The following is a 21,500-nucleotide window of genomic DNA, read 5'->3' as shown; positions in this document are numbered from 1 at the left end:
GATGCGTTGGCTGCACCCGTGCGCCCCGGTCACATAGTTTACTATGCTCCCGGGGTCTTACGGCTTGGCCGCCTTTCTGCAACTCGAATTATTTTGGGTATTCTTATTACGGCAATGATTGCCTCACCCCGGCACTTTCTCGCGGCAAACCTTCAACACTAACTGCCGTAGCCAGCGATGCGCCGGGCCTGCTTCCGAGCGCGGATGCCACATTAAAGACACCGTAATCTCATTGGTTTTCACTGGCAGCTCAAAAACATAAAGCCTCGCTTCACCTGAATTGCCATTCAACCCCGGCTGGTTCAGCAGGAATGTAGCTGGCACCAACGCCACCAAATCCGATGCCTGAGCCACCGCAATCGCCGCGGGAAACCCCGGCACCATTGCCGCAATTTTGCGTTGTAAATTCAGCTCTGCCAGCAGCACATCAACCGGGCCAGTTCCTCGTTCATGACGGGAAACCACCACATGCCCCAATTCGGCATACTTCGCGGCGGTAATATCTTCCTCTTGCTCAAGCGGGTGGCCTTTCCTGACTACGCCGACAAACTTATCCCGATAAAGCGCCGTTAATCGTATTTCTGGGCCCATCTCCCCAAGTACACCGATCTCAAGATCAATTAAACCTTCACGCAGATACTTTGCTGTTTTCTCTGGTTTGGGCATAAAGCGCAGCTGGACTAAAGGCGCGACAGCGGCTACCGCAGCAATCAACGCAGCACCAAATATCTCGATAAACCCGGCGTTAGTACGCAGGGTAAAACTGCGCTCAAGTGTTGCAAGATTAAAAGCATCCGATGAAGGGCGAAGTATCGCTCGGGCTTCAAAGACGGCATTTTGCGTGCGCTCACGAATCTCTTCAGCGTAAGGAGTCAGCACCATATTACGCCCTGCCCGCACCAGTAGCGGGTCGCCAGTGGTATCGCGCAGGCGGCCTAATGTTCGGCTCATTGCCGAGGCGCTTAACCCCAGGCGACGCGCAGCCCCTGCCACACTTCCTTCGGCCAGAAGCACATCAAGAGCAATAAGTAAGTTCAGATCGGGTTCAGTCATAAACTCAATACTAGCGCGCGCGTTAAAATGAGAGAAGGCGTTTAGTGCAGGTTATTAATGCAAATGCTGCGCCTTCCGCCTTATCTCTAGTACAGCTATATTTCTGGCATACCCAAGCGAGAGAATTAAAAAATGGCACTATTTTCCGACCAGCCAGGCGATGAAGGTTTGCCTGGCCGTGAGCGTGGCTTAGCGATGGCCGCCGTCATGACCATGACGACCATGGCCGTGTTTGACGGCTCGATGATCAACATTGCCTTGCCGCAAATCGCCCGCTCGCTCGATGCTTCATTGAGTGCCACCGTTTGGGTATCCAACGGATATTTATTATCTGCGGCGATGACGCTGGCAATATTTGCCGCCCTGTCCAGCCGCATCGGATTTCGCTCGATTTTCGCCTTCGGTCTTGGCCTTTTCACGCTGGCCTCTGTGGGATGTGCGCTCTCATCCTCACTGGATATGTTAGTTATCATGCGGGTTTTGCAGGGTATTGGTGGTGCGGCAACATTAAGCATTGGCCCGGCGATACTGCGCTCAGTTTTCCCCAATCGCCTCTTGGGGCGAATACTTGGCCTGAACGCGCTGCTGATTGGCACTAGCACTGCCATCGCGCCGATTCTCGGGGGCACGATTCTTTCCACGTTGAGCTGGCAATGGCTGTTTGCGATTAATATTCCGCTGGGCATAATCGCTTTATTACTCACGCTGCGTGTTATTCCCAATAACCCGGCGTTAAAACGCGAACCATTCGATTATGCCGGAGCCTTACTTTCGGCAGTTGCGTTAGGCGCATTGATTATGGCCGCAGATGCATTTACCCATCCCGGCAACGGTGACCTGACCACTGCTGTGATTTTCGCGAGCATCGCGATTCTCACCGGCCTTACATTCGTCTGGGTTCAGCGCCGCGTGACTAAGCCATTGCTTCCGCTCAATATCTTTTCCTCTTCTCGGTTTTCTCTGGCGGCACTGACTTCACTGGCTTCGTTTGTCAGCCAGGGCATCACGTTTATTGCCTTGCCGTTCCTGTTCCAGAGCGTTTACGGGTACATCGCGTTGGTTTCAGCTCTGCTATTCACTCCATGGCCCATCGGTATAATTCTCGCGGCACCTCATGCCGGACGCCTTGCAGACCGATATTCAGCCGCAATAATCTCAACAGCAGGGTTGTGTATCTTCGCCATTGGCCTTGCATTGCTGGCTATGCTTCCGGAACACGCGCAAGCATGGGATATTTGCCTGCGCAGTTTGATTTGCGGGATAGGTTTTGGCTGTTTTCAAAGTCCAAATAACAAAGAAATGTTGTCCAACGCCTCGCGGGAAAACAGCGGATATGCATCCGGTGTTCTGGCAATCATGCGCACCTTCGGGCAGTGCCTGGGCGCCGCGTTTGTCGGTGTGATGATGTCGATTTATGCGCAGAACAGCGCGGTACATTTCAGTTTGTGGATGGCAGTGGTTGCGACAGTTTTAGCGATTATTCTCAGCGTTAGCCGCTTGCGCGGGTATAAGTTAGCTAAGGTGTAGTCAGATAAGGCCAACGTTCAATTTCGCGTTGGCCTTCAATAACAGATTATTCCCCAACCAAAACCACTTCAATGCCACCTTTACGCAACCCGTTCAGGCTCTCTTCAGGAATACCTGCATCCGTAATAACCATATGAATGCGTTGGGTATCAATGATCTTATGCAAGCTGGAGCGGTTAAATTTACTGGAATCAGTGACCACAATAATACGCTCGGCCACTTCACACATCCGGCGGTTAAGACGTGCTTCATCTTCGTTATGGGTACTAACACCACGCTCAAGATCAATGGCATCCACGCCAAGGAACAGCATGTCGAAGTGATAGTTTTGCAAAGATTGATCGGCCTGATCGCCATAGAATGACAACGACTGGCGGCGCAGGTGCCCGCCGGTCATCAGCAATTCCACACCTTCAGCTTCAAGCAGTGCATTCGCCACGTTCATGCCGTTGGTCATCGCAATCACTTCCTTATGGTGGCGCATATGACGCGCAATCTCATAAGTTGTGGTGCCTGAGTCAAGAATGACACGATGACCTGGTTTGATGAGATCCGCCGCTGCACGCGCAATGCTGCGCTTGAGCGAAGTATTCAGAGAGCTTTTATCCTCAACGGTCGGTTCAACCGCAGCAGTTCCCGAATCGCAAACTAGCGCCCCGCCATAAGCTCGCACCGCAACGCCTTGCTTTTCCAGAAAAGCCAGATCGTTACGGATCGTCACCGTCGAGACACCAAAAAATGATGATAGATCATTAACCTGCACGCTCCCTTGTTGGCGAAGACGCTGAATGATCTGCTCACGCCTTTCACTTGTACCTGTTACACGCTTGTCCGTTGCTGCGTCGGTATTATTCATAAATGATCCTTTCATAAAACCTTTCGTTTCATTTCACTTCGCCTATTAACACCTTTCTTTTCGCGGAAAGCAAGCCTTTACATCGTGTGCTGCATTCACTGCTATTGTGTCAAATAGGCTTTCATTATGTTTCTTTTGCGAAACAGATCTCAATTCTATTATCTTTCGTTTTGTTTTTATCGCACGATACACCACTATTAAATGAAACAAACCGAAAGATAAACTAACACCCCACCCATACGGAGAGGAAAGTGAAACATTTAACCGCGTTTGTGGCCGACCATAAACTGGATTCACGATGTGGCATTTTTGCCGTTTGTTCAGCTCACCCGTTAGTTCTCGAAGCGGCGATGCGCCATAGTCGGGACGAAAAATCTCTCTTATTAATAGAAGCAACGTCTAATCAGGTCGATCAATACGGCGGTTATACCGGAATGACACCGGAACACTTCCGTGGTTTTGTCGAACAAATGGCAGATAAATATCACTTCCCACGCGAGCAACTCATTCTGGGGGGCGATCACCTGGGTCCGAACCGTTGGCAGGCTCTGCCCGCAGAAGAAGCCATGCGTAACGCGGACGAGCTCATCCGTTGCTATGTCGCGGCAGGTTTCAAAAAGATCCATCTCGACTGCAGCATGTCTTGCGCAGATGACCCGGTTCCGTTGACCGATACCATTGTTGCCATGCGTGCCGCCCGGCTTGCAAAGATCGCGGAACAAACCTGTATTGAGAAATTTGGTGCTTCCGATTTGGTTTACGTTATCGGCACTGAAGTTCCAGTGCCAGGTGGCGCGCACGAAACGCTGGCGGAACTTGCCGTCACTACGCCATCGGCTGCCAAAGCCACACTCGAAGCCCATCGCCATGCGTTTGAATTACAAGGTTTGAGCGACTTGTGGCCACGAATTATCGGGCTGGTTGTCCAGCCAGGTGTCGAATTCGATCACACGCAGGTCATTGATTATCAATCTGAGAAATCACTGTTCTTAAGCCAGATGATTGAAGCCTTCGACACTATGGTGTTTGAAGCGCACTCCACCGATTATCAGACGCCACAAGCCTTGCAGCAGCTAGTGCAGAACCATTTTGCGATTTTGAAAGTCGGCCCGGCACTGACCTTTGCACTGCGTGAAGCACTGTTTTCATTAGCCGCTATCGAGCGCGAATTACGCCCGGCACATAAATGCTCCGGGCTTCGCGATGTTCTTGAAAGCGTGATGCTTGAGCAACCTGAATACTGGAAACACCATTATCACGGCAATGACAGCGATCGCCGTCTGGCACGTGGATACAGCTTCTCCGACCGCGTTCGCTACTACTGGCCAGATCATGACATTGACGAGGCGTATTCAAGACTTCTTACCAACCTGGCTGGTGAATCCATTCCTTTGCCACTGATCAGTCAGTTTCTGCCACTTCAATACGCTAAGGTCCGTGAAGGAAAAATCGCGGCAACGCCGCATGAACTGATTATCGACCATATCCAGGACGTGTTGCGCCAGTACCATTGCGCCTGTCTTGGCACACAACAATCCAAATAACACAATGATAATAAAAGGAAAACAACATGCCAAATATTGTATTAAGCCGCATTGATGAGCGACTCATTCACGGCCAGGTTGGTGTTCAATGGGTCGGTTTTGCTGGTGCAAACCTCGTCCTTGTTGCCAACGATGAAGTCGCAGAAGACACAGTGCAGCAAAACTTGATGGAGATGGTTCTGGCTGAAGGGATAGCCGTACGTTTCTGGTCACTGCAAAAAGTTATCGACAATATTCACCGTGCAGCAGACCGCCAGAAAATCCTGCTGGTTTGCAAAAATCCGGATGATTTCCTGACCTTAGTGAAAGGCGATGTGCCTGTTACGCGGATTAACGTCGGCAACATGCACTACGCAGAAGGCAAACAACAAATCGCGAAAACCGTCTCTGTGGATGAGCAAGATATTGCTGCTTTTAATGGCTTACAAAAGGCCGGAGTAGAATGTTTTGTTCAGGGTGTGCCGACGGAATCCGCTCAGGATCTCTACAAACTCCTCTGAGGTATTTTCTATGGAAATTAGCTTATTACAGGCATTAGCGTTGGGGATTCTGGCCTTTATTGCCGGTCTGGATATGTTCAACGGCCTGACGCACATGCACCGTCCTGTTGTATTAGGGCCGCTGGTTGGTTTGATTCTTGGTGATCTTCATACCGGTATTTTATGTGGCGGTACGCTGGAACTGGTCTGGATGGGGCTTGCGCCACTTGCAGGCGCACAGCCACCAAACGTGATTATCGGCACCATCGTCGGCACCACTTTTGCTATTACCACTGGCGTGAAACCTGAAGTTGCGGTCGGCGTCGCCGTGCCATTCGCCGTTGCGGTACAAATGGGGATTACCTTCCTGTTCTCCATCATGTCAGGTGTGATGGCTCGCTGCGACCAAATGGCGGCGCAAGCTGATACGGATGGCATTGAACGCGTTAATTATCTGGCCCTTCTGGCCCTCGGTACGTTCTATTTCTTGTGCGCGTTTTTGCCCATCTATTTTGGTGCGGAACATGCCAAAACCGCGATCGATGTTTTACCCACCCGCTTAATTGACGGCCTGGGTGTGGCAGGCGGCATCATGCCAGCCATCGGCTTTGCCGTGCTGCTGAAAATCATGATGAAAAACATTTATATCCCCTATTTCATTCTCGGTTTTGTGGCTGCTGCCTGGCTAAAACTGCCGGTGTTGGCGATTGCCGCTGCCGCATTAGCAATGGCGCTGATTGATTTCTTACGCAAAGACCCGGCTCCACAGCAACCTTCCAGCGTTCAGAAAGAGGAATTTGAAGATGGCATCTAATATCCAGACTTTGCCAGATACAGACGTTACGGAAACCTCCCTGACTAACGGCAACGACAACATCTATGAAGACCAGAGCATCGGTGTAGAGTTAACCAGAAAAGACATCAATCGTGTGGCATGGCGCTCCATGCTATTACAAGCATCATTCAACTATGAACGTATGCAGGGGTCCGGTTGGCTATATGGCCTGCTACCCGCACTCAAAAAAATCCATACCAATAAAAGCGACCTGGCGCGTGCCATGAAAGGCCACATGGGGTTCTTCAATACTCACCCTTTCCTTGTGACCTTTGTTATCGGCATTATTTTGGCGATGGAACGCTCAAAGCAGGATGTGAACAGCATTCAGAGCACGAAAATTGCCGTGGGTGCACCGCTGGGAGGGATTGGCGATGCGATGTTCTGGCTGACCTTGTTACCTATCTGCGGCGGTATCGGGGCGAGCCTTGCCTTACAAGGTTCAATACTCGGCGCGGTTATCTTCATCGTGCTGTTTAACGTCGTGCATCTCGGCCTGCGTTTCGGTCTTGCGCATTACGCTTACCGCATGGGTGTGGCCGCCATCCCGCTAATCAAAGCCAACACTCGCAAAGTCGGTCATGCCGCGTCTATTGTTGGGATGACGGTGATTGGCGCGCTGGTTGCAACTTACGTTCGCCTGTCCACTACGTTGGAAATCACAGCGGGTGATGCGGTGGTGAAACTGCAAACGGACGTTATCGACAAGCTGATGCCGGCCTTTTTACCACTGGTTTATACCTTGTGCATGTACGCGTTAGTGCGTCGTGGCTGGAGCCCGTTGCGCCTTATCGGTATCACCGTCGTTCTGGGTGTTGTTGGGAAGTTTGCCCACTTCCTGTAAGTGGCATCCTGTAAGCGAGATAAAACAATATGTTAAGCATTATTCTTAGCGGTCACGGTGGCTTTGCCACCGGTCTTGAAAAAGCGATGAAGCAGATCCTGGGTGAACAAGAGCAGTTTATCGCCATTGATTTCCCCGAAACGTCTTCAACGGCATTGCTCACGTCACAGTTTGAGACAGCCATTAGCGCATTAGACGAAAGTGAAGGGCTGGTGTTTTTAACTGATTTACTTGGCGGCACACCCTTCCGCGTTGCTTCAACCATGGCGTTAGAGCAGCCTGGGCGCGAAGTCATCACCGGTATCAACCTGCAACTGCTGCTGGAAATGGTGCTGGAACGCGACGGTCTGAGCAGTAAAGAGTTCCGCCTTCAGGCGCTGGAATGCGGCCATCGCGGGTTAACCAGCCTGGTCGATGAAATGGGGCGTTATCGCGAAGCAGAGGCGGTCGAGGAAGGAATATGACCAGGCTACTGAGAGCCAGGCGCGTTCTCACCGAACAAGGCTGGCTGGACGATCACCAGTTACGTATTGATAACGAAACGATTGTCGCCATCGAACCCATTCCTGCGGGAACGATGGCGCGTGATGCTGAACTGTTGTGCCCGGCGTACATTGATATTCACGTTCACGGCGGCGACGGGGTTGATGTGATGGACGACGATCCTGGCGTCCTTGCACGGCTTGCGATGCACAAGGCACGCGAAGGTGTGGGCGGCTGGCTGCCCACCACCGTCACAGCACCGCTTGCCAACATTGAAAGCGCGTTGCGGCGGATCGCAGAGCGCTTTTATCTCGGCGGGCCTGGTTCAACCGTGCTGGGCAGTTATCTCGAAGGGCCATACTTTACGCCGCTCAATAAAGGCGCTCATCCGCCAGAATTGTTCCGCGAGCTGAATATTGCCGAGTTGGACAGGCTAATCGCCGTGTCGCAAAACACCTTACGAGTGGTAGCACTGGCACCTGAAAAACCAGAAGCACTCGAAGCAATTAAGCACCTTAAAAACCGGGATATACGGGTCATGCTTGGCCACAGTGCCGCCAGTTACGAGCAAACCCTTGAGGCATTTGATGCCGGGGCCGACGGGCTGGTGCACTGCTTTAACGGCATGACAGGCTTGCATCACCGTAACCCTGGTATGGTCGGAGCCGGGTTAAGCGATAAACGGGCCTGGCTGGAACTGATTGCCGACGGGCATCACGTTCACCCTGCGGTCATGAATATTTGTTGTAGCTGCGCGAAACCTCGCGTTTTGCTAATAACCGATGCCATGAGTGCAGCAGGTATGCCTGATGGCGACTACTCGATTTGCGGATACCCGGTGACAATGCGTGAGGGGATCGTACGCACTGAAAGCGGAGGGCTTGCGGGAAGTACGCTTTCGCTTGATGCCGCGGTGCGAAACCTGGTGAATGACGTGGGCGTTTCTGCCGAAGATGCCATTCATATGGCGTCGCTGCACCCCGCAAAAATGCTCGGTTTGGATAACGATCTAGGTTCGCTGGTGGTGGGAAAACGCGCCAATATGATTGCGCTTAATTCCCAGTTAGGTCTTCAAAATATCTGGATTAATGGCCAGGTTCTCCCCCTGTAGTACTTTCGTTGCTTCTCACTTTTGTCTGTCGCCTGCCCCGCGACAGACCTTTCTTTTCCTTTCGTTTAAAATCACCCCAACTATCCATTATTTAAAAATAATCATTTAAATCAATAAAATAACTAAAAAAGATCGTTTTCCGGATCACATTTTTCGTTTTATTGTTTTTCTTACATTGACCTTTCGTTTTCTTTTCTATAGATTTTATTTAAGCATGAAGTTGAGTAAATGAAACAAAACGAAAGATTGTCCTGTACTGCTTTGTGCTACTTCCGATGATCTTGCACTGCTAAGGACTGAGTAATGAGCGAAACCCAATCAGCCTGTCTTTCCGGCACATTAACCTGGACTGAAAAAGAGATCCGCCAACAGCCGGAAAGCTGGATCCGATCGTTAAAAAATATCGGTAATCAACGTAGCAGCATCAACGCATTCCTTGATCCTTTGCTGCAAAACACCTCGCTAAAAATTATCCTGACGGGTGCAGGAACCTCCGCATTTATTGGCGATATTATTACGCCGTGGCTATCGCGCCACACCGGGAAAAACTTTGTTGCAGTACCGACCACCGACCTTGTCACCAACCCGCTTGATTACTTATCCGAGCAGGAACCGACGCTACTGGTTTCTTTTGCCCGCTCCGGCAACAGTCCGGAAAGTGTGGCGGCGGTCGATTTAGTCAACCAGGTGGTGAAGGATTGCTATCACCTGATCATTACCTGCAATGAAGCCGGCAGCCTTTACCAGAACGCCGCGACCAGCGGTAACTCACATGCGCTGCTGATGCCACCGGAAACGCACGATCGTGGCTTCGCCATGACCAGCAGTATCACCACCATGATGGCAAGCTGCCTGGCCGTGTTTGCACCGGATGTTATCAACAGCAGCACTTTCCAGGATGTGGCTAAGCACTGCGAAGAAATCATTGCTTCACAAGGTGACTTAAGCGAAAGCGTGTTCGGTGATTTGCCTTTCAAACGTGTCGTCTACCTCGGCAGCGGCGGCTTGCAAGGTGTTGCGCGTGAATCTGCACTGAAAGTTCTGGAACTCACTGCAGGGAAATTGGCGGCATTTTATGACTCCCCAACCGGGTTCCGTCACGGCCCTAAATCACTGGTTAACAACGAAACGTTAGTTGTGGTCATGATTTCAAGCCACCCGTATACCCGCCAGTACGACCTTGATTTACTGGCTGAGTTGCGCCGCGACCAACAGGCCCTGCGCGTCGTTGCTATCTGCTCGTCACCTTGCCCGGAAGTCGAGTCGGGGCCACATATCTGGCTGCCACCTTCCCGCGATTTCATCGACGTTGAACAGGCTTTCTGTTTCCTGATGTATGCGCAGATTTTCGCGCTGACGGAATCCGTCAAAGCGGGCATTACCCCTGATACCCCTTCCGCAAGCGGCACGGTAAACCGTGTTGTGAAAGGTGTCGTTATTCATCCGTGGAAAGGCTGAGAGGATTACAACATGAGCATTATCTCCACCAAATATCTTCTGCAAGATGCGCAAGCCCGTTGCTACGCCGTCCCTGCGTTTAATATTCACAACGCAGAAACTATCCAGGCGATTCTGGAAGTCTGCAAAGAGATGCAGTCGCCAGTGATTCTTGCGGGCACTCCGGGCACTTTTAAACACATTGCTTTTGAAGAGATCTTCGCATTGTGTGAAGCCTATTCAGAAAGCTATGACATGCCGCTGGCACTGCATCTTGACCACCATGAATCACTGGCAGATATCAGCCGTAAAGTGAACGCCGGGGTGCGTAGCGCCATGATAGATGGCAGCCACTTCCCGCTTGCCGAGAATGTGCGTCTGGTGAAATCAGTAGTCGATTTTTGCCACCGCCATGATTGCAGCGTGGAGGCAGAATTAGGCCGCCTCGGCGGTGTGGAAGACGATATGGATGTCGACGAAGAAAGCGCCTTCCTGACCGACCCACAAGAAGCACGCCGTTTCGTCGAACTCACCGGTATCGATAGCCTCGCGGTTGCCATCGGCACCGCACACGGGCTTTATACCAAACGCCCAAAAATTGATTTCCAGCGCCTGGCTGAAATTCGTGAAGTCGTGGATATTCCGCTGGTTCTGCATGGCGCAAGCGATGTGCCGGATGAATACGTCAGACGCGCCATCGAACTGGGCGTGTGCAAAGTGAATGTCGCGACCGAATTAAAAATCGCCTTTGCCGACGCCGTGAAAAAATGGTTTGCCGAGAATCCGGAAGGCAACGACCCGCGTTACTACATGCGCGTCGGAATGGACGCGATGAAAGAAGTGGTGAGAAGTAAAGTAACCGTTTGCGGCTCTGCCAATAAATTAATTCCTGAAACTGAAACAACGCTTTAAATCCTTTCCCTTCAGGGCATTGCCTGCAAATGCGGGTAATACCCTACGTTTGAAAACACCCTGACAGGAAACTCAGATGAATAGAATGATTAAAAGCTCGTTATTACTTTTACTGGTCAGCAATGGCGCATTTGCTTCCGAATATCTGCTCAATAATAACAATATCTCCATCTCATTTGACGACACCAATTCTGCGGTTTTAATTAAAGACAAACTTTCCCAGAGTAAACTCGCCCCCAAAGAGTTGTTCTTTCTAACACTACCGAATGAAGATGTTATTCACGCGGCGGATTTTAAAATTAAAAGCGTCAGCCAGAAAGATGACTCTATTCATATCGAATATGACCATAAAGCTTTCGCCGTCAGCGTGGCGTTGAATGTCCTTAAAGGAAAATACGCCAGTATCGACTACACGATCAAAGCGAAAGGCAAAGCGCAAGATGTCGCGAAAATAACCTTCTTCCCGACAAAAGGGCAATCACAAGCGCCTTATGTTGATGGCGCGATTAATAGCTCACCGATTATTGCTGACAGCTTCTTTATACTGCCGGAAAAACCTATCGTTAATACCTACGCGTATGAAACGACAACCAACCTGAATGTCGGCCTGAAAACGCCGATTAAAACCGATGCCCCCGTTACCTTTACTACCTATTTCGGAACCTTTGAGGCGACAAACCAACTACGTCGAAGCTTCAATGAATTTATCAATGCCATGCGCCCGCGCCCCTATAAGCCCTATCTGCATTACAACAGCTGGATGGATATTGGTTTCTTCACCACCTATACCGAAAAAGATGTGCTTAACAGGATGGATGCCTACGCTGACGAGTTGATTAAAAAGCGTGGCGTAAAACTCGATGGCTTCCTGCTGGATGACGGCTGGGACGATCGTACCGGCAAATGGCTATTTGGCCCGGCGTTCAGCAATGGTTTTGGTGTCGTAAAAGATAAGGCCGATAGCCTGCATACTTCCGTAGGTCTTTGGTTATCACCGTGGGGTGGCTATAACAAACCGCGCGACATTCGCGTTTCTCACGCCAAAGAAAATGGCTTTGAAACCGTCGGCGGGAAATTTGCGCTCTCTGGACCGAATTATTTCCGTAACTTTAACGAGCAGATTATTAAGTTAATCAAAAATGAACATATTACCTCGTTCAAACTTGATGGCATGGGCAACGCCAATAACTGGATTAAAGGCAGCCAGTTTGCCTCAGATTTTGATGCGTCGATTGAACTCATCAAAAATATGCGAGCGGCGAATAAAGACCTGTTTATTAACCTGACCACCGGCACCGATGCCAGTCCATCCTGGCTGTTCTACGCCGATTCAATCTGGCGCCAGGGCGATGATATTAACCTGTACGGCAAAGGCTCACCGGTTCAACAATGGATGACCTACCGCGATGCTGAAACCTACCGTTCCATTGTGCGTAAAGGTCCATTATTCCCGATAAACTCACTGATGTATCACGGGATTGTCAGCGCGGAGAATGCCTATTTCGGCCTGGAAAAAGTGCAAACCGACAGTGATTTCGCCGATCAGGTCTGGAGTTACTTTGCTACCGGAACCCAGTTACAAGAGCTGTATATCACGCCATCAATGTTGAACAGCGCCAAATGGGACACGCTCGCTAATGCGGCTAAATGGTCGCGGGAAAATAGCACAGTACTGGTCGATACCCACTGGATTGGTGGCGACCCAACGGCACTTGAAACTTATGGTTGGGCATCGTGGAGCAAAGAGAAAGCTATCCTCGGCTTACGCAACCCGTCAGACAAAGAGCAAAGCTATTATCTGGATTTGACGAAGAGCTTTGAAATCCCGGATGGCGAAGCGACAAGTTTCACGCTCAAACCGGTCTATGGTGCGAATGCCACACTTCCAAGTGATTACACCAAGCCTGTTATTGTGACGCTGAAACCGCTGGAAACACTGGTCATTGAAGCCACACCGGTTGCCGCGAAGTAGGGTTTGTTATTGTGCATAAAACAAAAAACCCGCGAAAGCGGGTTTATTAATTTGAGAATGTTAGGGTCTCGATTTTGCGCTTATCTTCAGCAATCAGCACGATACCAAAATGCTCAACATCTGGATGAACACTCCAGATTTTTTCTTCTGGGATGCTGATCCCATCATAAATAGCTTTCGTCCCGTCATAAGGGAAAAAGAGGCCTGCATCGGAGTCAAGAATGAATACGGACAGAGCATTCGAACTTTTCGCAACCTTCTGCCACAAAGCTTTCCCGCCTTCATACTGTGTATTATCACTCATTATAATGACACCGCATTTGAGAACCAAAGCTTCATATAATTGCGTAGCGAAGCCAAGTTCCTGATAGCGCCTATCAACACAAACGCCTTCCACTTGAAGTACGCTTGAATCTTCCCAAAACCGCTCTACTGAAATGACATTATCACCAATAGCTTTTTGGTTGTTCAATACCAACATAGCAACGGCAACATGCCGGGGCTCGCCACTCACATCTTCTAATTCAGCTTTCACAATAGAAGCGCGAGGTGTTTTTTTATCGAAGATAATAAGGTAACGCTTTTCAGCGATGGTTATTTCTTCAATCACTTCAAACGAACGCGCAATCGCTGAGGCACTATAAGAAAGAGGCATCACTATCATGTTTGAATCCCCACGAATCAACACCAGCATAATTTGCTCATCCTGAACAGACTAAAGTATGAGCAAACTACCATCGCTTATTTAAACCACACGAACAATAGTGATACCTGTAATGAAAGAGTGCGAGCCTGCTCGGAAAACGTTATTTCTCGCTGTTTTCTAAGGCATATTTATACAGCGCATTTTTCTTCACACCGTGAATTTCAGCCGCCAGAGCTGCAGCCTTTTTCAGAGGCAGTTCTGTTTGCAGCAGAGCCAGAGTGCGCAGTGCATCGGCTGGCAGTGCGTCATCGACAGGGGCTTTGAAGCCTTCGACAATCAAAACCATCTCACCTTTGCGGCGGTTTTCATCTTCTTTAACCCAGGCAGCCAGCTCACCAATTGGTGCGCCGTGAATCGATTCCCAGGTTTTCGTCAGCTCGCGCGCCAGCACCACATAGCGTGATTCACCGAGCACAGCGCATATATCGTCTAAACTATCGAGCAGGCGATGCGTAGACTCATAGAAGATGAGCGTACGTGGTTCTTGCTCAATCGCTTTGAGTGCATCGCGACGGCCTTTGGATTTTGCAGGAAGAAAACCTTCGTAGCAGAAGCGGTCAGAAGGTAAACCAGCTGCACTTAATGCAGCAATCGCGGCACATGGACCTGGCAGCGGCACCACGCGAATACCAGCTTCGCGACACGCACGCACCAGATGGTAACCAGGATCGTTAATTAATGGCGTTCCTGCATCAGACACGAGCGCGATGCTTTGCCCTTCTTGCAGCTTTGCCAGCAGGGTTTCTGCTTTTTGTTGCTCGTTATGATCGTGCAATGCGAACATTCGCGCATTAATCGCAAAATGTTGCAGCAGCAAACCGGTATGGCGAGTATCTTCGGCGGCAATCAGGTCAACGCTTTGCAACACGGCTAATGCCCGCTGTGTGATATCGCCGAGGTTACCGATGGGTGTCGGAACGATGTAGAGCGTGCTGGCAGAAATAGCCGCCGTTTCGAGTTGTTTCATTGTTTCATCCGTATTGCCGATTTAATATTGAACACTGAGATAAAAATTACACTGGATACAGAATGGTACCGTCTAAATTTATTCGTTCTAAAGCCGGGCGTTGTCTGCCTGTTATGTTGGCCGCGCTAATATTCGCCGGCTGTACAACTAAAGCACCAGACCAGTCTGCTGCCCATATTCAGGGCGAGGCGACTGCTGATTCAGCGTATTACCTGCAACAAATGCAGCAAAGTAGCGATGATAGCAAGACCACCTGGCAATTACTCGCCATTCATGCGCTGTTAAAAGAAGGCAAAACTCAGCAAGCCGTTGATCTCTACAATCAACTGCCAAAAGAGATGAATGAAGAGCAGGTGCGTGAGCAGAAGTTACTGGCAGTCGAGGTGAAAGTTGCCCAGAAGGATTTTGCTGACGCCAACGCGCGCCTGAGCAAAATCGAGCTTTCTACACTCAATAAAAACCAGCAAACTCGCTACTACCAGGCAGTTATCGACGCAAGCCAGAACCGCCCATCGCTTGACCTGCTGCGCGCGTATATTGCACAAGAGCCAATGCTGACTGGCCCTGCGCATCAGAAGAATATCGACGGTACATGGCAGGCACTGTCTCAGATGACCCCGGAGCAGATGAATTCGCTGGTCATTAATGCCGACGAAAACACGCTGCAAGGCTGGCTGGATCTGCAACGCGTCTGGAACGATAACCGTAACGATCCCGAAATGCTGAAAGCCGGTATTAAAGACTGGCAAACGCGTTACCCGCAAAACCCAGGTGCGAAAACGCTGCCAGCTCAGCTCAGTAATATGCAGAATTACAAACCTGCCTCTACTGAAAAAATCGCCCTGTTGCTGCCATTAAGTGGCCAGGCCGCTGTATTTGGTCGCACTATCCAGCAAGGTTTTGAAGCGGCGAAAAATATGGGCTCCGCACCAGTCGCACAGACTACGGCTCCGGCGCAGGTTGCTGATACCAACGGGCAACCGGTTGACACCACTCAGGCCGCATTGCCGAAACCTGCGGATCCAAATATGGTTGCAAGCCCGGCTGCGGCATCGGTTGATGATTTAACTCAACAGCCTGACGCAACGCCAACAGCTCCGGCCCCGCAAGCGGCTGCGCAAACACAGCCAGCTGCCGCTGCCGCAGCTCCAGCCAATCCGGCTGCGGAAATTAAAGTCTACGACACCACCACACAACCGCTGGCTCAGATACTCGCTCAGGCCCAGCAAGATGGCGCAACGATTGTTGTCGGTCCATTGCTTAAAAACAACGTCGATCAGTTAGCAACAACAACTTCCCCGTTGAATATCCTGGCGCTTAACCAACCAGAAAACGTGCAGAACCGTGCAAATATCTGCTATTTCGCCCTGTCGCCAGAAGATGAAGCGCGTGATGCAGCCGACCATATCTGGCAGCAAGGCCACCGTGCTCCGCTATTGTTGGTTCCGCGTAGCGCCCTCGGCGATCGCGTCACTAAAGCTTTTGCCGATGAATGGCTGAAACTCGGTGGTGGCACGGTACTACAGCAGAAGTTCGGTTCAACTGCTGAGCTAAAACAAGGGATTAACAGCGGTTCAGGTATCGCGCTGAGCGGCACTCCGGTTAACGCCGCAGCCGCTCAACCGGAAGCTGTGACCATTGGTGGGCTGACAATTCCGGCTCCACCAACAGATGCACAAATTACGGGTGGTACTTCCGGCGGCGTAGATGCAGCCTACATCGTTGCAACGTCAGATGAAGTCGCATTGATCAAACCAATGATCGCCATGCGTACCGGCAGCCGCAGCCCAGCGCAACTGTATGCCAGCTCGCGCAGCTCTCAGGGTGTAAGTGGCCCGGATTTCCGTCTGGAAATGGAAGGCTTGCAGTTCAGTGAAATCCCGATGCTTGCCGGCAACAACCCATCGCTGATGCAGCAAGCGCTGGGTAGCGTAAATAACGATTACTCACTGGCACGTCTTTACGCCATGGGCGTGGACGCGTGGTCACTGGCAAATCACTTCTCTCAAATCCGCCAGGTCCCTGGCTATCAGGTGAATGGCAATACCGGCACGCTTTCTGCAACCCAGGATTGTGTCATTAACAGGAAGTTAAATTGGCTGCAATTCAGTCAAGGTCAAATCGTTCCGGCATCCTGACCCGACAACAAGCTGGCGCGCGCTACGAATTAGAAGCGCGCCGCTTTCTTGAACGCAATGGACTGCGTTTCATCGCCGCAAACGTCCATTCTCGCGGCGGCGAAATCGACCTCATCATGAAACACGGCAGCGTTATCGTCTTCGTAGAAGTGCGATACCGCCGCTCAAACCACTTCGGTGATGCCGCCGCAAGCATCACTCGCCGTAAGCAACAAAAATTATTACACACTGCTTCGTATTGGTTAGCCCGCACATCAGGAAGTTTTGATACTGTGGATTGCCGTTTCGATGTGTTAGCCTTCACCGGCAATGAAATAGAGTGGTTAACCAACGCGTTCACCGCAGATGTTTAAAGTAACCAGGTAAACTAACGTGCTCGAAAGAATCAAAGTCTGCTTCACGGAAAGTATTCAAACCCAGATTGCCGCAGCGGAAGCTCTGCCAGATGCTATCTCCCGTGCAGCAATGACACTGGTTCAGTCTCTGCTTAACGGCAATAAAATCCTTTGCTGTGGCAACGGCACGTCTGCGGCCAACGCCCAACATTTTGCCGCCAGTATGATCAACCGCTTTGAAACTGAGCGACCGAGTTTACCTGCTATTGCACTTAATGCTGATAATGTGGTCTTAACCGCGATCGCAAATGATCGTTTACACGAAGAAGTGTATGCAAAACAAGTACGTGCCCTCGGTCAAACCGGTGATGTTTTACTCGCCATTTCGACCCGCGGAAACAGTCGTGATATCGTCAAAGCGGTAGAAGCCGCCGTCACGCGCGATATGACTATTGTTGCACTAACTGGTTACGATGGCGGGGAATTGGCCGGGCTATTAGGGCCACAGGATGTGGAAATTCGCATCCCTTCTCACCGCAGCGCGCGCATTCAGGAAATGCATATGCTGACGGTAAACTGCTTATGCGATCTGATTGATAATACGTTATTCCCTCACCAGGACGATTAAGGAGTACAGATGAAGGCATATAAGCCACTTGCAGTCCTTATTACCGCACTACTTCTACAAGGATGTGTTGCTGCCGCAGTCGTGGGTACCGCAGCAGTCGCCACTAAAACGGCGACAGATCCGCGCACAGTCGGTACTCAGGTTGATGATGGTACGCTGGAATTGCGCGTAAATAGCGCGCTCGGCAAAGACGAGCAAATCAAGAAAGAAACGCGTATCAACGTGAGTGCGTACCAAGGCAAAGTGCTGTTGGTTGGGCAGTCGCCTAACTCCGAACTCTCATCGCGTGCCAAACAGATTGCGTTAGGCGTTGATGGCACCACAGAAGTGTATAACGAAATCCGTAACATGGCGCCAATTGGCCTGGGAACGGCGTCTAACGATACCTGGATAACGACCAAAGTGCGCTCGCAACTGCTGGCAAGCGACCAGGTAAAATCGACGAATGTGAAAGTCACTACCGAGAACAGCGAAGTGTTCCTGTTAGGTTTAGTCACTGACAGAGAAGCCAAAGCTGCGGCAGATATTGCCAGCCGCGTCAGCGGTGTGAAGCATGTGACGACCGCGTTTACGATGCTGAAGTAATACTCACCCTCTCCCATACGGGAGAGGGTATTAGCCTTAAAATCTGCTCAAACAATCCATTGCTACTGCTTTAAACTCCTCAAAATTCTTACTATCGCGTAAACGCGGCATCGCCCTTTCGCGCAGGAAAGTCACGAATAAATCGTAAATCGCCATCGCCTCTTCATACTCACTTTTGCTGATTGCTAGCAGGAAGATGACGTGCGCCGTCTCATCTCCCCAGCGAATACCTTGTGGTGCAAGCACGGTGTACACCACGGTTTTGTTCGCCATCAGCCCCAATGAGTGAGGCAGTGCAATCCCCTCACCCAGCACGGTGCTGACAATAGCCTCGCGCTCGACCACAGACGGATAAAAATCAGCAGCAACATTGCCTTCTCGTTCAAGCTGCTGGCAAAGCGTGCTGAACAACTCCTGCTGAGTCATCGGCTCATCAACAACGCGGAAATGGCTGGCATCAAAGAATTTTTCCAGCATGTATGGGCGCGTGCGGTCCACCAGCACCAGTTTGCCCAACTGCTCAAGTTGGTACTCGGTCGGGAATGGCGCCACCACCACAGTGGGCTTTTGTTTATCGCTAATGCGCGCCGTGGAAATAACAAAATCCTCTTCCACGCCGTCGAGTTGTTCATAATCTCGCAGGGAAATGATCCGCGTGACCTCAATTTGGGGATATTTACGCAGCAGCATCGCCTGAATCATGCGTACCGTTGAGTTCCCGGTATCACAAACCAACAGCACGCGTGGATGGCGCTGATAACCAATGTTGTAGTGCCGCTCAAGCCCCACACCAATATGCAGCACCAGGAAACCAATTTCGTTTTCGCTAATCACATAAGGCGTGTATTTCCCCCAGCTCGACACCGCCGCAAGCGTCATGTCATAAGCCATCGGGTAGTGCTGTTTAATATTGCCTAGCAGGGGATTAGGAATATTTATCTGATAGCGCACACGGGTAATCATAGTTTTGATATGCGTGAGCAAATCAGCATGAAGCTGCTTATCGGTTAGTAGGTTGTAGTTATAGTTGTTGTTGATAAAGCTCAGAATGTAATTCACCAGCGCTTCATCGTCGTCAGCACTGATAGCGCTCGCAGCCACTGCTTGCACCTGGCGCGAGGCAATATGAACTTGCAGCCATTGTTCTTCCGCCTCGGAAAGCGCTTTACCGGCAAGCTTCTGTAACAGTACGGTGATTTGTTTTGCGGCTTCACGCACAGCTTCGTCTACATTGTCGGCGCTAAATTCCGGCAGCGGATAACCTTCACTGATACGGCGAACCGCAACGGCGCAATATAAACGGATAAACTGTTCACCTTCGTCAGTCAGGCGGATACGGCAGCGCGTAAAACAATTGTGCAGTTCTGCCGCCAGTTGTTCTGGCACGCCTGCATTGAGCACTTCTTCAGTCAGCAGTGGATTTTCGCAATCTTCCTGCGTGAGTTTCCAAAGCAGATCGGTCAGACAAGCACGCACCGACATTTCACTGCCAAACAGCTTCATTCCGTGGCGCGGGCGGGTTTCAATCGTCAGGTTGTAGCGCGCCAGCCAATCACGAACCTCAGCCATATCGCTTTGCAATGTCGCACGGCTAACAAACCACTCCTCGGCCAGATCCTCGAGTTTTAATGAGAAGGCAGACGTCAGAAAACGAACTACCAGATAGTGCACACGCTCCGGTGAGTTGCGCGGAATACGCAGCTGGCGTGAAGGCTGCTGCTGGAGTTCTTCATACAGCGCCGGATCTGCAATATTGAGCTGATACCCCGCTCCGCGATTGAGGACAAACTGCGCGCCATGCCCGACCATCAGCGCATTTAAAGCAGTGATATCCGCGCGCACGGTGCGGGTAGAAACTGATAATCGCCGCGCCAGTTCATCCTGGAGCAGCGTCTCGTTTTGCAGCATTTCAAACAGTTGGGCCAGACGTTGGTTTGGGAATCTCACTGCCGTTTCCTTTCGTTAATCGGGCGCAGCACCTGTCAAAACCATCTGTGACGGGCTGCCAACCGCAATGTAATCCTCAACAAAATTCAGTTTTCCAGTCGGCTGCGCCACGCAAAAACGCGCGATGTTATCGCTGCGCTGATTCATCACGTACAGATAATTTTCATTATGGCCGAGCGTTAGCGTGCGCGGGTAATCACCCCGCGTCCAGACGTGCTCCACAAGCTCCAGCCTGCCATTCGCGGCAACGCTGAAATGGCCGATGCTGTTGTGCAAACGGTTCGCCACATATAGCTGTTTCCCGTCTTTACTTAGCACCAGACCCGCAGCAAAGTTGGTTCCTTTGAACCCCTTAGGTAGTGAGGAAATGCTCTCGCCCTCGGTTAGGATTCCTTTGACTACATCAAGTTGGTAGTGGGTAAGCGTAGAAGCCTCTTCGTTAATCAGCCACAGGCCATCCCCTTGTGGGGTGAACACAAAGTGGCGCGGACCGGATCCTTTCGATGAAGACTCAATGAAGGGAGGATCGTTTGGCGTGAGTTTGCCGTGGGTTTCATCGAAACGATATTGATAGATCCGATCGAGTCCAAGATCGGTAGTAAAGACGAATTTACCACTGGGATCGGCGGCGATCATATGTGCATGCGGGCCACTGTGGCCGCTGGCCGCAAAACTGCCTTCCACGGCGGCTTCTGGTTTTTTGGCGCCAGTAGGCCCCGTATCCTGTTGAATATCCGTGGCCTGGCCCAAGTTGCCATCGCCCTTCACGGGCAATACGGCAACGGAACCGCTGCCGTAATTCGCCACCAGCAAATGCCGCTCGTTCGGCGTGAGCGTGAGATAGACCGCCCCCGCTCCGCCCGATGAAACCTGATTAAGTTCAGTAAGATTGCCATCATCCCCAACACGCAATGCTGCAATCACACCGTTTTCAGTTTCGCATGCCACATACAGCGTTTTACCCTCTTTCGAGGCGGTGAGCTGCGCGGCATTTGGCAGTTCACTGACCAGCGTTTTGCGGGTCAGCGCACCGGTTTCGGCATCGACATGAAAACGGTAAATTCCTTCACCATTTGGGTTGTAGGTACCTACCCAGGCGAATTGCGTTTGTGTTGCGGGCATTGATGATCCTCATTGTTAT

General features: G+C 50.9%; 20 protein-coding genes. 14 read left to right on the top strand and 6 right to left on the bottom strand.

What is annotated here, in order from left to right:
* Positions 1–123: 123 nt before the first annotated feature.
* Positions 124–1,053 carry a LysR family transcriptional regulator gene (locus tag M977_RS13545; RefSeq protein ID WP_064515905.1) on the bottom strand — a complete coding sequence of 310 codons (930 nt, stop codon included), beginning with the start codon at positions 1,051–1,053 and terminating at the stop codon, positions 124–126.
* A gap of 132 nt (positions 1,054–1,185) precedes the next feature.
* Here M977_RS13545 and M977_RS13540 point away from each other — a divergent pair, with 132 nt between their 5' ends.
* On the top strand, positions 1,186–2,580 hold the full coding sequence (locus tag M977_RS13540) for an MFS transporter (RefSeq protein ID WP_064515903.1): 1,395 nt from the start codon (positions 1,186–1,188) through the stop codon (positions 2,578–2,580).
* A 46-nt stretch (positions 2,581–2,626) separates the two neighbouring features.
* Here the strand turns inward: M977_RS13540 and M977_RS13535 are convergent, their stop codons facing one another.
* The gene (locus M977_RS13535) at positions 2,627–3,436 is read right to left on the bottom strand and encodes a DeoR family transcriptional regulator (protein WP_064515900.1); all 810 of its coding nucleotides are present in this window, start codon (positions 3,434–3,436) and stop codon (positions 2,627–2,629) included.
* A gap of 251 nt (positions 3,437–3,687) precedes the next feature.
* On the opposite strand from M977_RS13535, the gene kbaZ reads away from it, so the two are divergent.
* From kbaZ to M977_RS13490, 9 genes are all read left to right on the top strand, one after another.
* Complete coding sequence (kbaZ, locus tag M977_RS13530; RefSeq protein WP_064515899.1) at positions 3,688–4,980, top strand: tagatose-bisphosphate aldolase subunit KbaZ; 1,293 nt, start codon at positions 3,688–3,690, stop codon at positions 4,978–4,980.
* A 26-nt stretch (positions 4,981–5,006) separates the two neighbouring features.
* The gene (gene agaV / locus M977_RS13525) at positions 5,007–5,480 is read left to right on the top strand and encodes a PTS N-acetylgalactosamine transporter subunit IIB (RefSeq protein WP_064515896.1); all 474 of its coding nucleotides are present in this window, start codon (positions 5,007–5,009) and stop codon (positions 5,478–5,480) included.
* Positions 5,481–5,490: 10 nt separating this feature from the next.
* Entirely contained in the window at positions 5,491–6,273 is a 783-nt protein-coding gene (gene agaW / locus M977_RS13520; protein ID WP_064515895.1) for a PTS N-acetylgalactosamine transporter subunit IIC, read from the top strand.
* Positions 6,263–7,138, top strand: coding sequence for a PTS N-acetylgalactosamine transporter subunit IID (agaE, locus tag M977_RS13515; RefSeq protein WP_064515894.1), 876 nt, complete (start codon positions 6,263–6,265; stop codon positions 7,136–7,138). The genes agaW and agaE overlap by 11 nt, the downstream gene beginning before the upstream one ends.
* A gap of 29 nt (positions 7,139–7,167) precedes the next feature.
* A complete protein-coding gene (gene agaF, locus M977_RS13510; RefSeq protein WP_064515892.1) occupies positions 7,168–7,602 on the top strand; it encodes a PTS galactosamine/N-acetylgalactosamine transporter subunit IIA in 435 nt (144 codons plus the stop codon).
* Complete coding sequence (gene nagA, locus M977_RS13505) at positions 7,599–8,732, top strand: N-acetylglucosamine-6-phosphate deacetylase (protein ID WP_064515889.1); 1,134 nt, start codon at positions 7,599–7,601, stop codon at positions 8,730–8,732. Before agaF ends, nagA begins: the two co-directional genes overlap by 4 nt.
* A gap of 303 nt (positions 8,733–9,035) precedes the next feature.
* Entirely contained in the window at positions 9,036–10,190 is a 1,155-nt protein-coding gene (locus tag M977_RS13500) for an SIS domain-containing protein (RefSeq protein WP_064515887.1), read from the top strand.
* Positions 10,191–10,202: 12 nt separating this feature from the next.
* Positions 10,203–11,081 (top strand): tagatose-bisphosphate aldolase subunit KbaY, encoded by an 879-nt coding sequence (kbaY, locus tag M977_RS13495; RefSeq protein WP_064515885.1) that lies wholly within the window; start codon positions 10,203–10,205, stop codon positions 11,079–11,081.
* Between the two features lie 76 nt (positions 11,082–11,157).
* The gene (locus M977_RS13490; RefSeq protein ID WP_064515883.1) at positions 11,158–13,053 is read left to right on the top strand and encodes an alpha-galactosidase; all 1,896 of its coding nucleotides are present in this window, start codon (positions 11,158–11,160) and stop codon (positions 13,051–13,053) included.
* Between the two features lie 46 nt (positions 13,054–13,099).
* Here the strand turns inward: M977_RS13490 and M977_RS13485 are convergent, their stop codons facing one another.
* Positions 13,100–13,747, bottom strand: coding sequence for an N-acetyltransferase (locus M977_RS13485; RefSeq protein WP_064515881.1), 648 nt, complete (start codon positions 13,745–13,747; stop codon positions 13,100–13,102).
* 112 nt (positions 13,748–13,859) lie between these two features.
* Complete coding sequence (gene rsmI / locus M977_RS13480) at positions 13,860–14,726, bottom strand: 16S rRNA (cytidine(1402)-2'-O)-methyltransferase (protein WP_064515879.1); 867 nt, start codon at positions 14,724–14,726, stop codon at positions 13,860–13,862.
* Between the two features lie 62 nt (positions 14,727–14,788).
* Here rsmI and M977_RS13475 point away from each other — a divergent pair, with 62 nt between their 5' ends.
* From M977_RS13475 to dolP, 4 genes are read left to right on the top strand one after another with little or no spacing between them, the layout of a single operon-like run.
* Positions 14,789–16,864 carry a penicillin-binding protein activator gene (locus tag M977_RS13475; protein ID WP_064515877.1) on the top strand — a complete coding sequence of 692 codons (2,076 nt, stop codon included), beginning with the start codon at positions 14,789–14,791 and terminating at the stop codon, positions 16,862–16,864.
* Complete coding sequence (locus tag M977_RS13470) at positions 16,822–17,217, top strand: YraN family protein (RefSeq protein ID WP_064515874.1); 396 nt, start codon at positions 16,822–16,824, stop codon at positions 17,215–17,217. Before M977_RS13475 ends, M977_RS13470 begins: the two co-directional genes overlap by 43 nt.
* 19 nt (positions 17,218–17,236) lie before the next feature.
* Complete coding sequence (diaA, locus tag M977_RS13465) at positions 17,237–17,827, top strand: DnaA initiator-associating protein DiaA (RefSeq protein ID WP_034461282.1); 591 nt, start codon at positions 17,237–17,239, stop codon at positions 17,825–17,827.
* A gap of 9 nt (positions 17,828–17,836) precedes the next feature.
* Complete coding sequence (dolP, locus tag M977_RS13460; RefSeq protein WP_064515872.1) at positions 17,837–18,412, top strand: division/outer membrane stress-associated lipid-binding lipoprotein; 576 nt, start codon at positions 17,837–17,839, stop codon at positions 18,410–18,412.
* Positions 18,413–18,448: 36 nt separating this feature from the next.
* On the opposite strand, the gene M977_RS13455 is transcribed toward dolP, so the two are convergent.
* Positions 18,449–20,359: a BglG family transcription antiterminator gene (locus M977_RS13455; RefSeq protein ID WP_064515871.1), complete on the bottom strand. Its 1,911-nt coding sequence runs from the start codon at positions 20,357–20,359 to the stop codon at positions 18,449–18,451.
* Positions 20,360–20,374: 15 nt separating this feature from the next.
* A complete protein-coding gene (locus tag M977_RS13450) occupies positions 20,375–21,481 on the bottom strand; it encodes a lactonase family protein (protein ID WP_064515869.1) in 1,107 nt (368 codons plus the stop codon).
* Between the last annotated feature and the right edge of the window lie 19 nt (positions 21,482–21,500).

Origin of the sequence: Buttiauxella gaviniae ATCC 51604, assembly GCF_001654835.1 — a bacterium.
GTDB classification, from domain to species: Bacteria; Pseudomonadota; Gammaproteobacteria; order Enterobacterales; family Enterobacteriaceae; genus Buttiauxella; species Buttiauxella gaviniae.
This window is presented reverse-complemented; position numbering and strand designations above follow the sequence as displayed.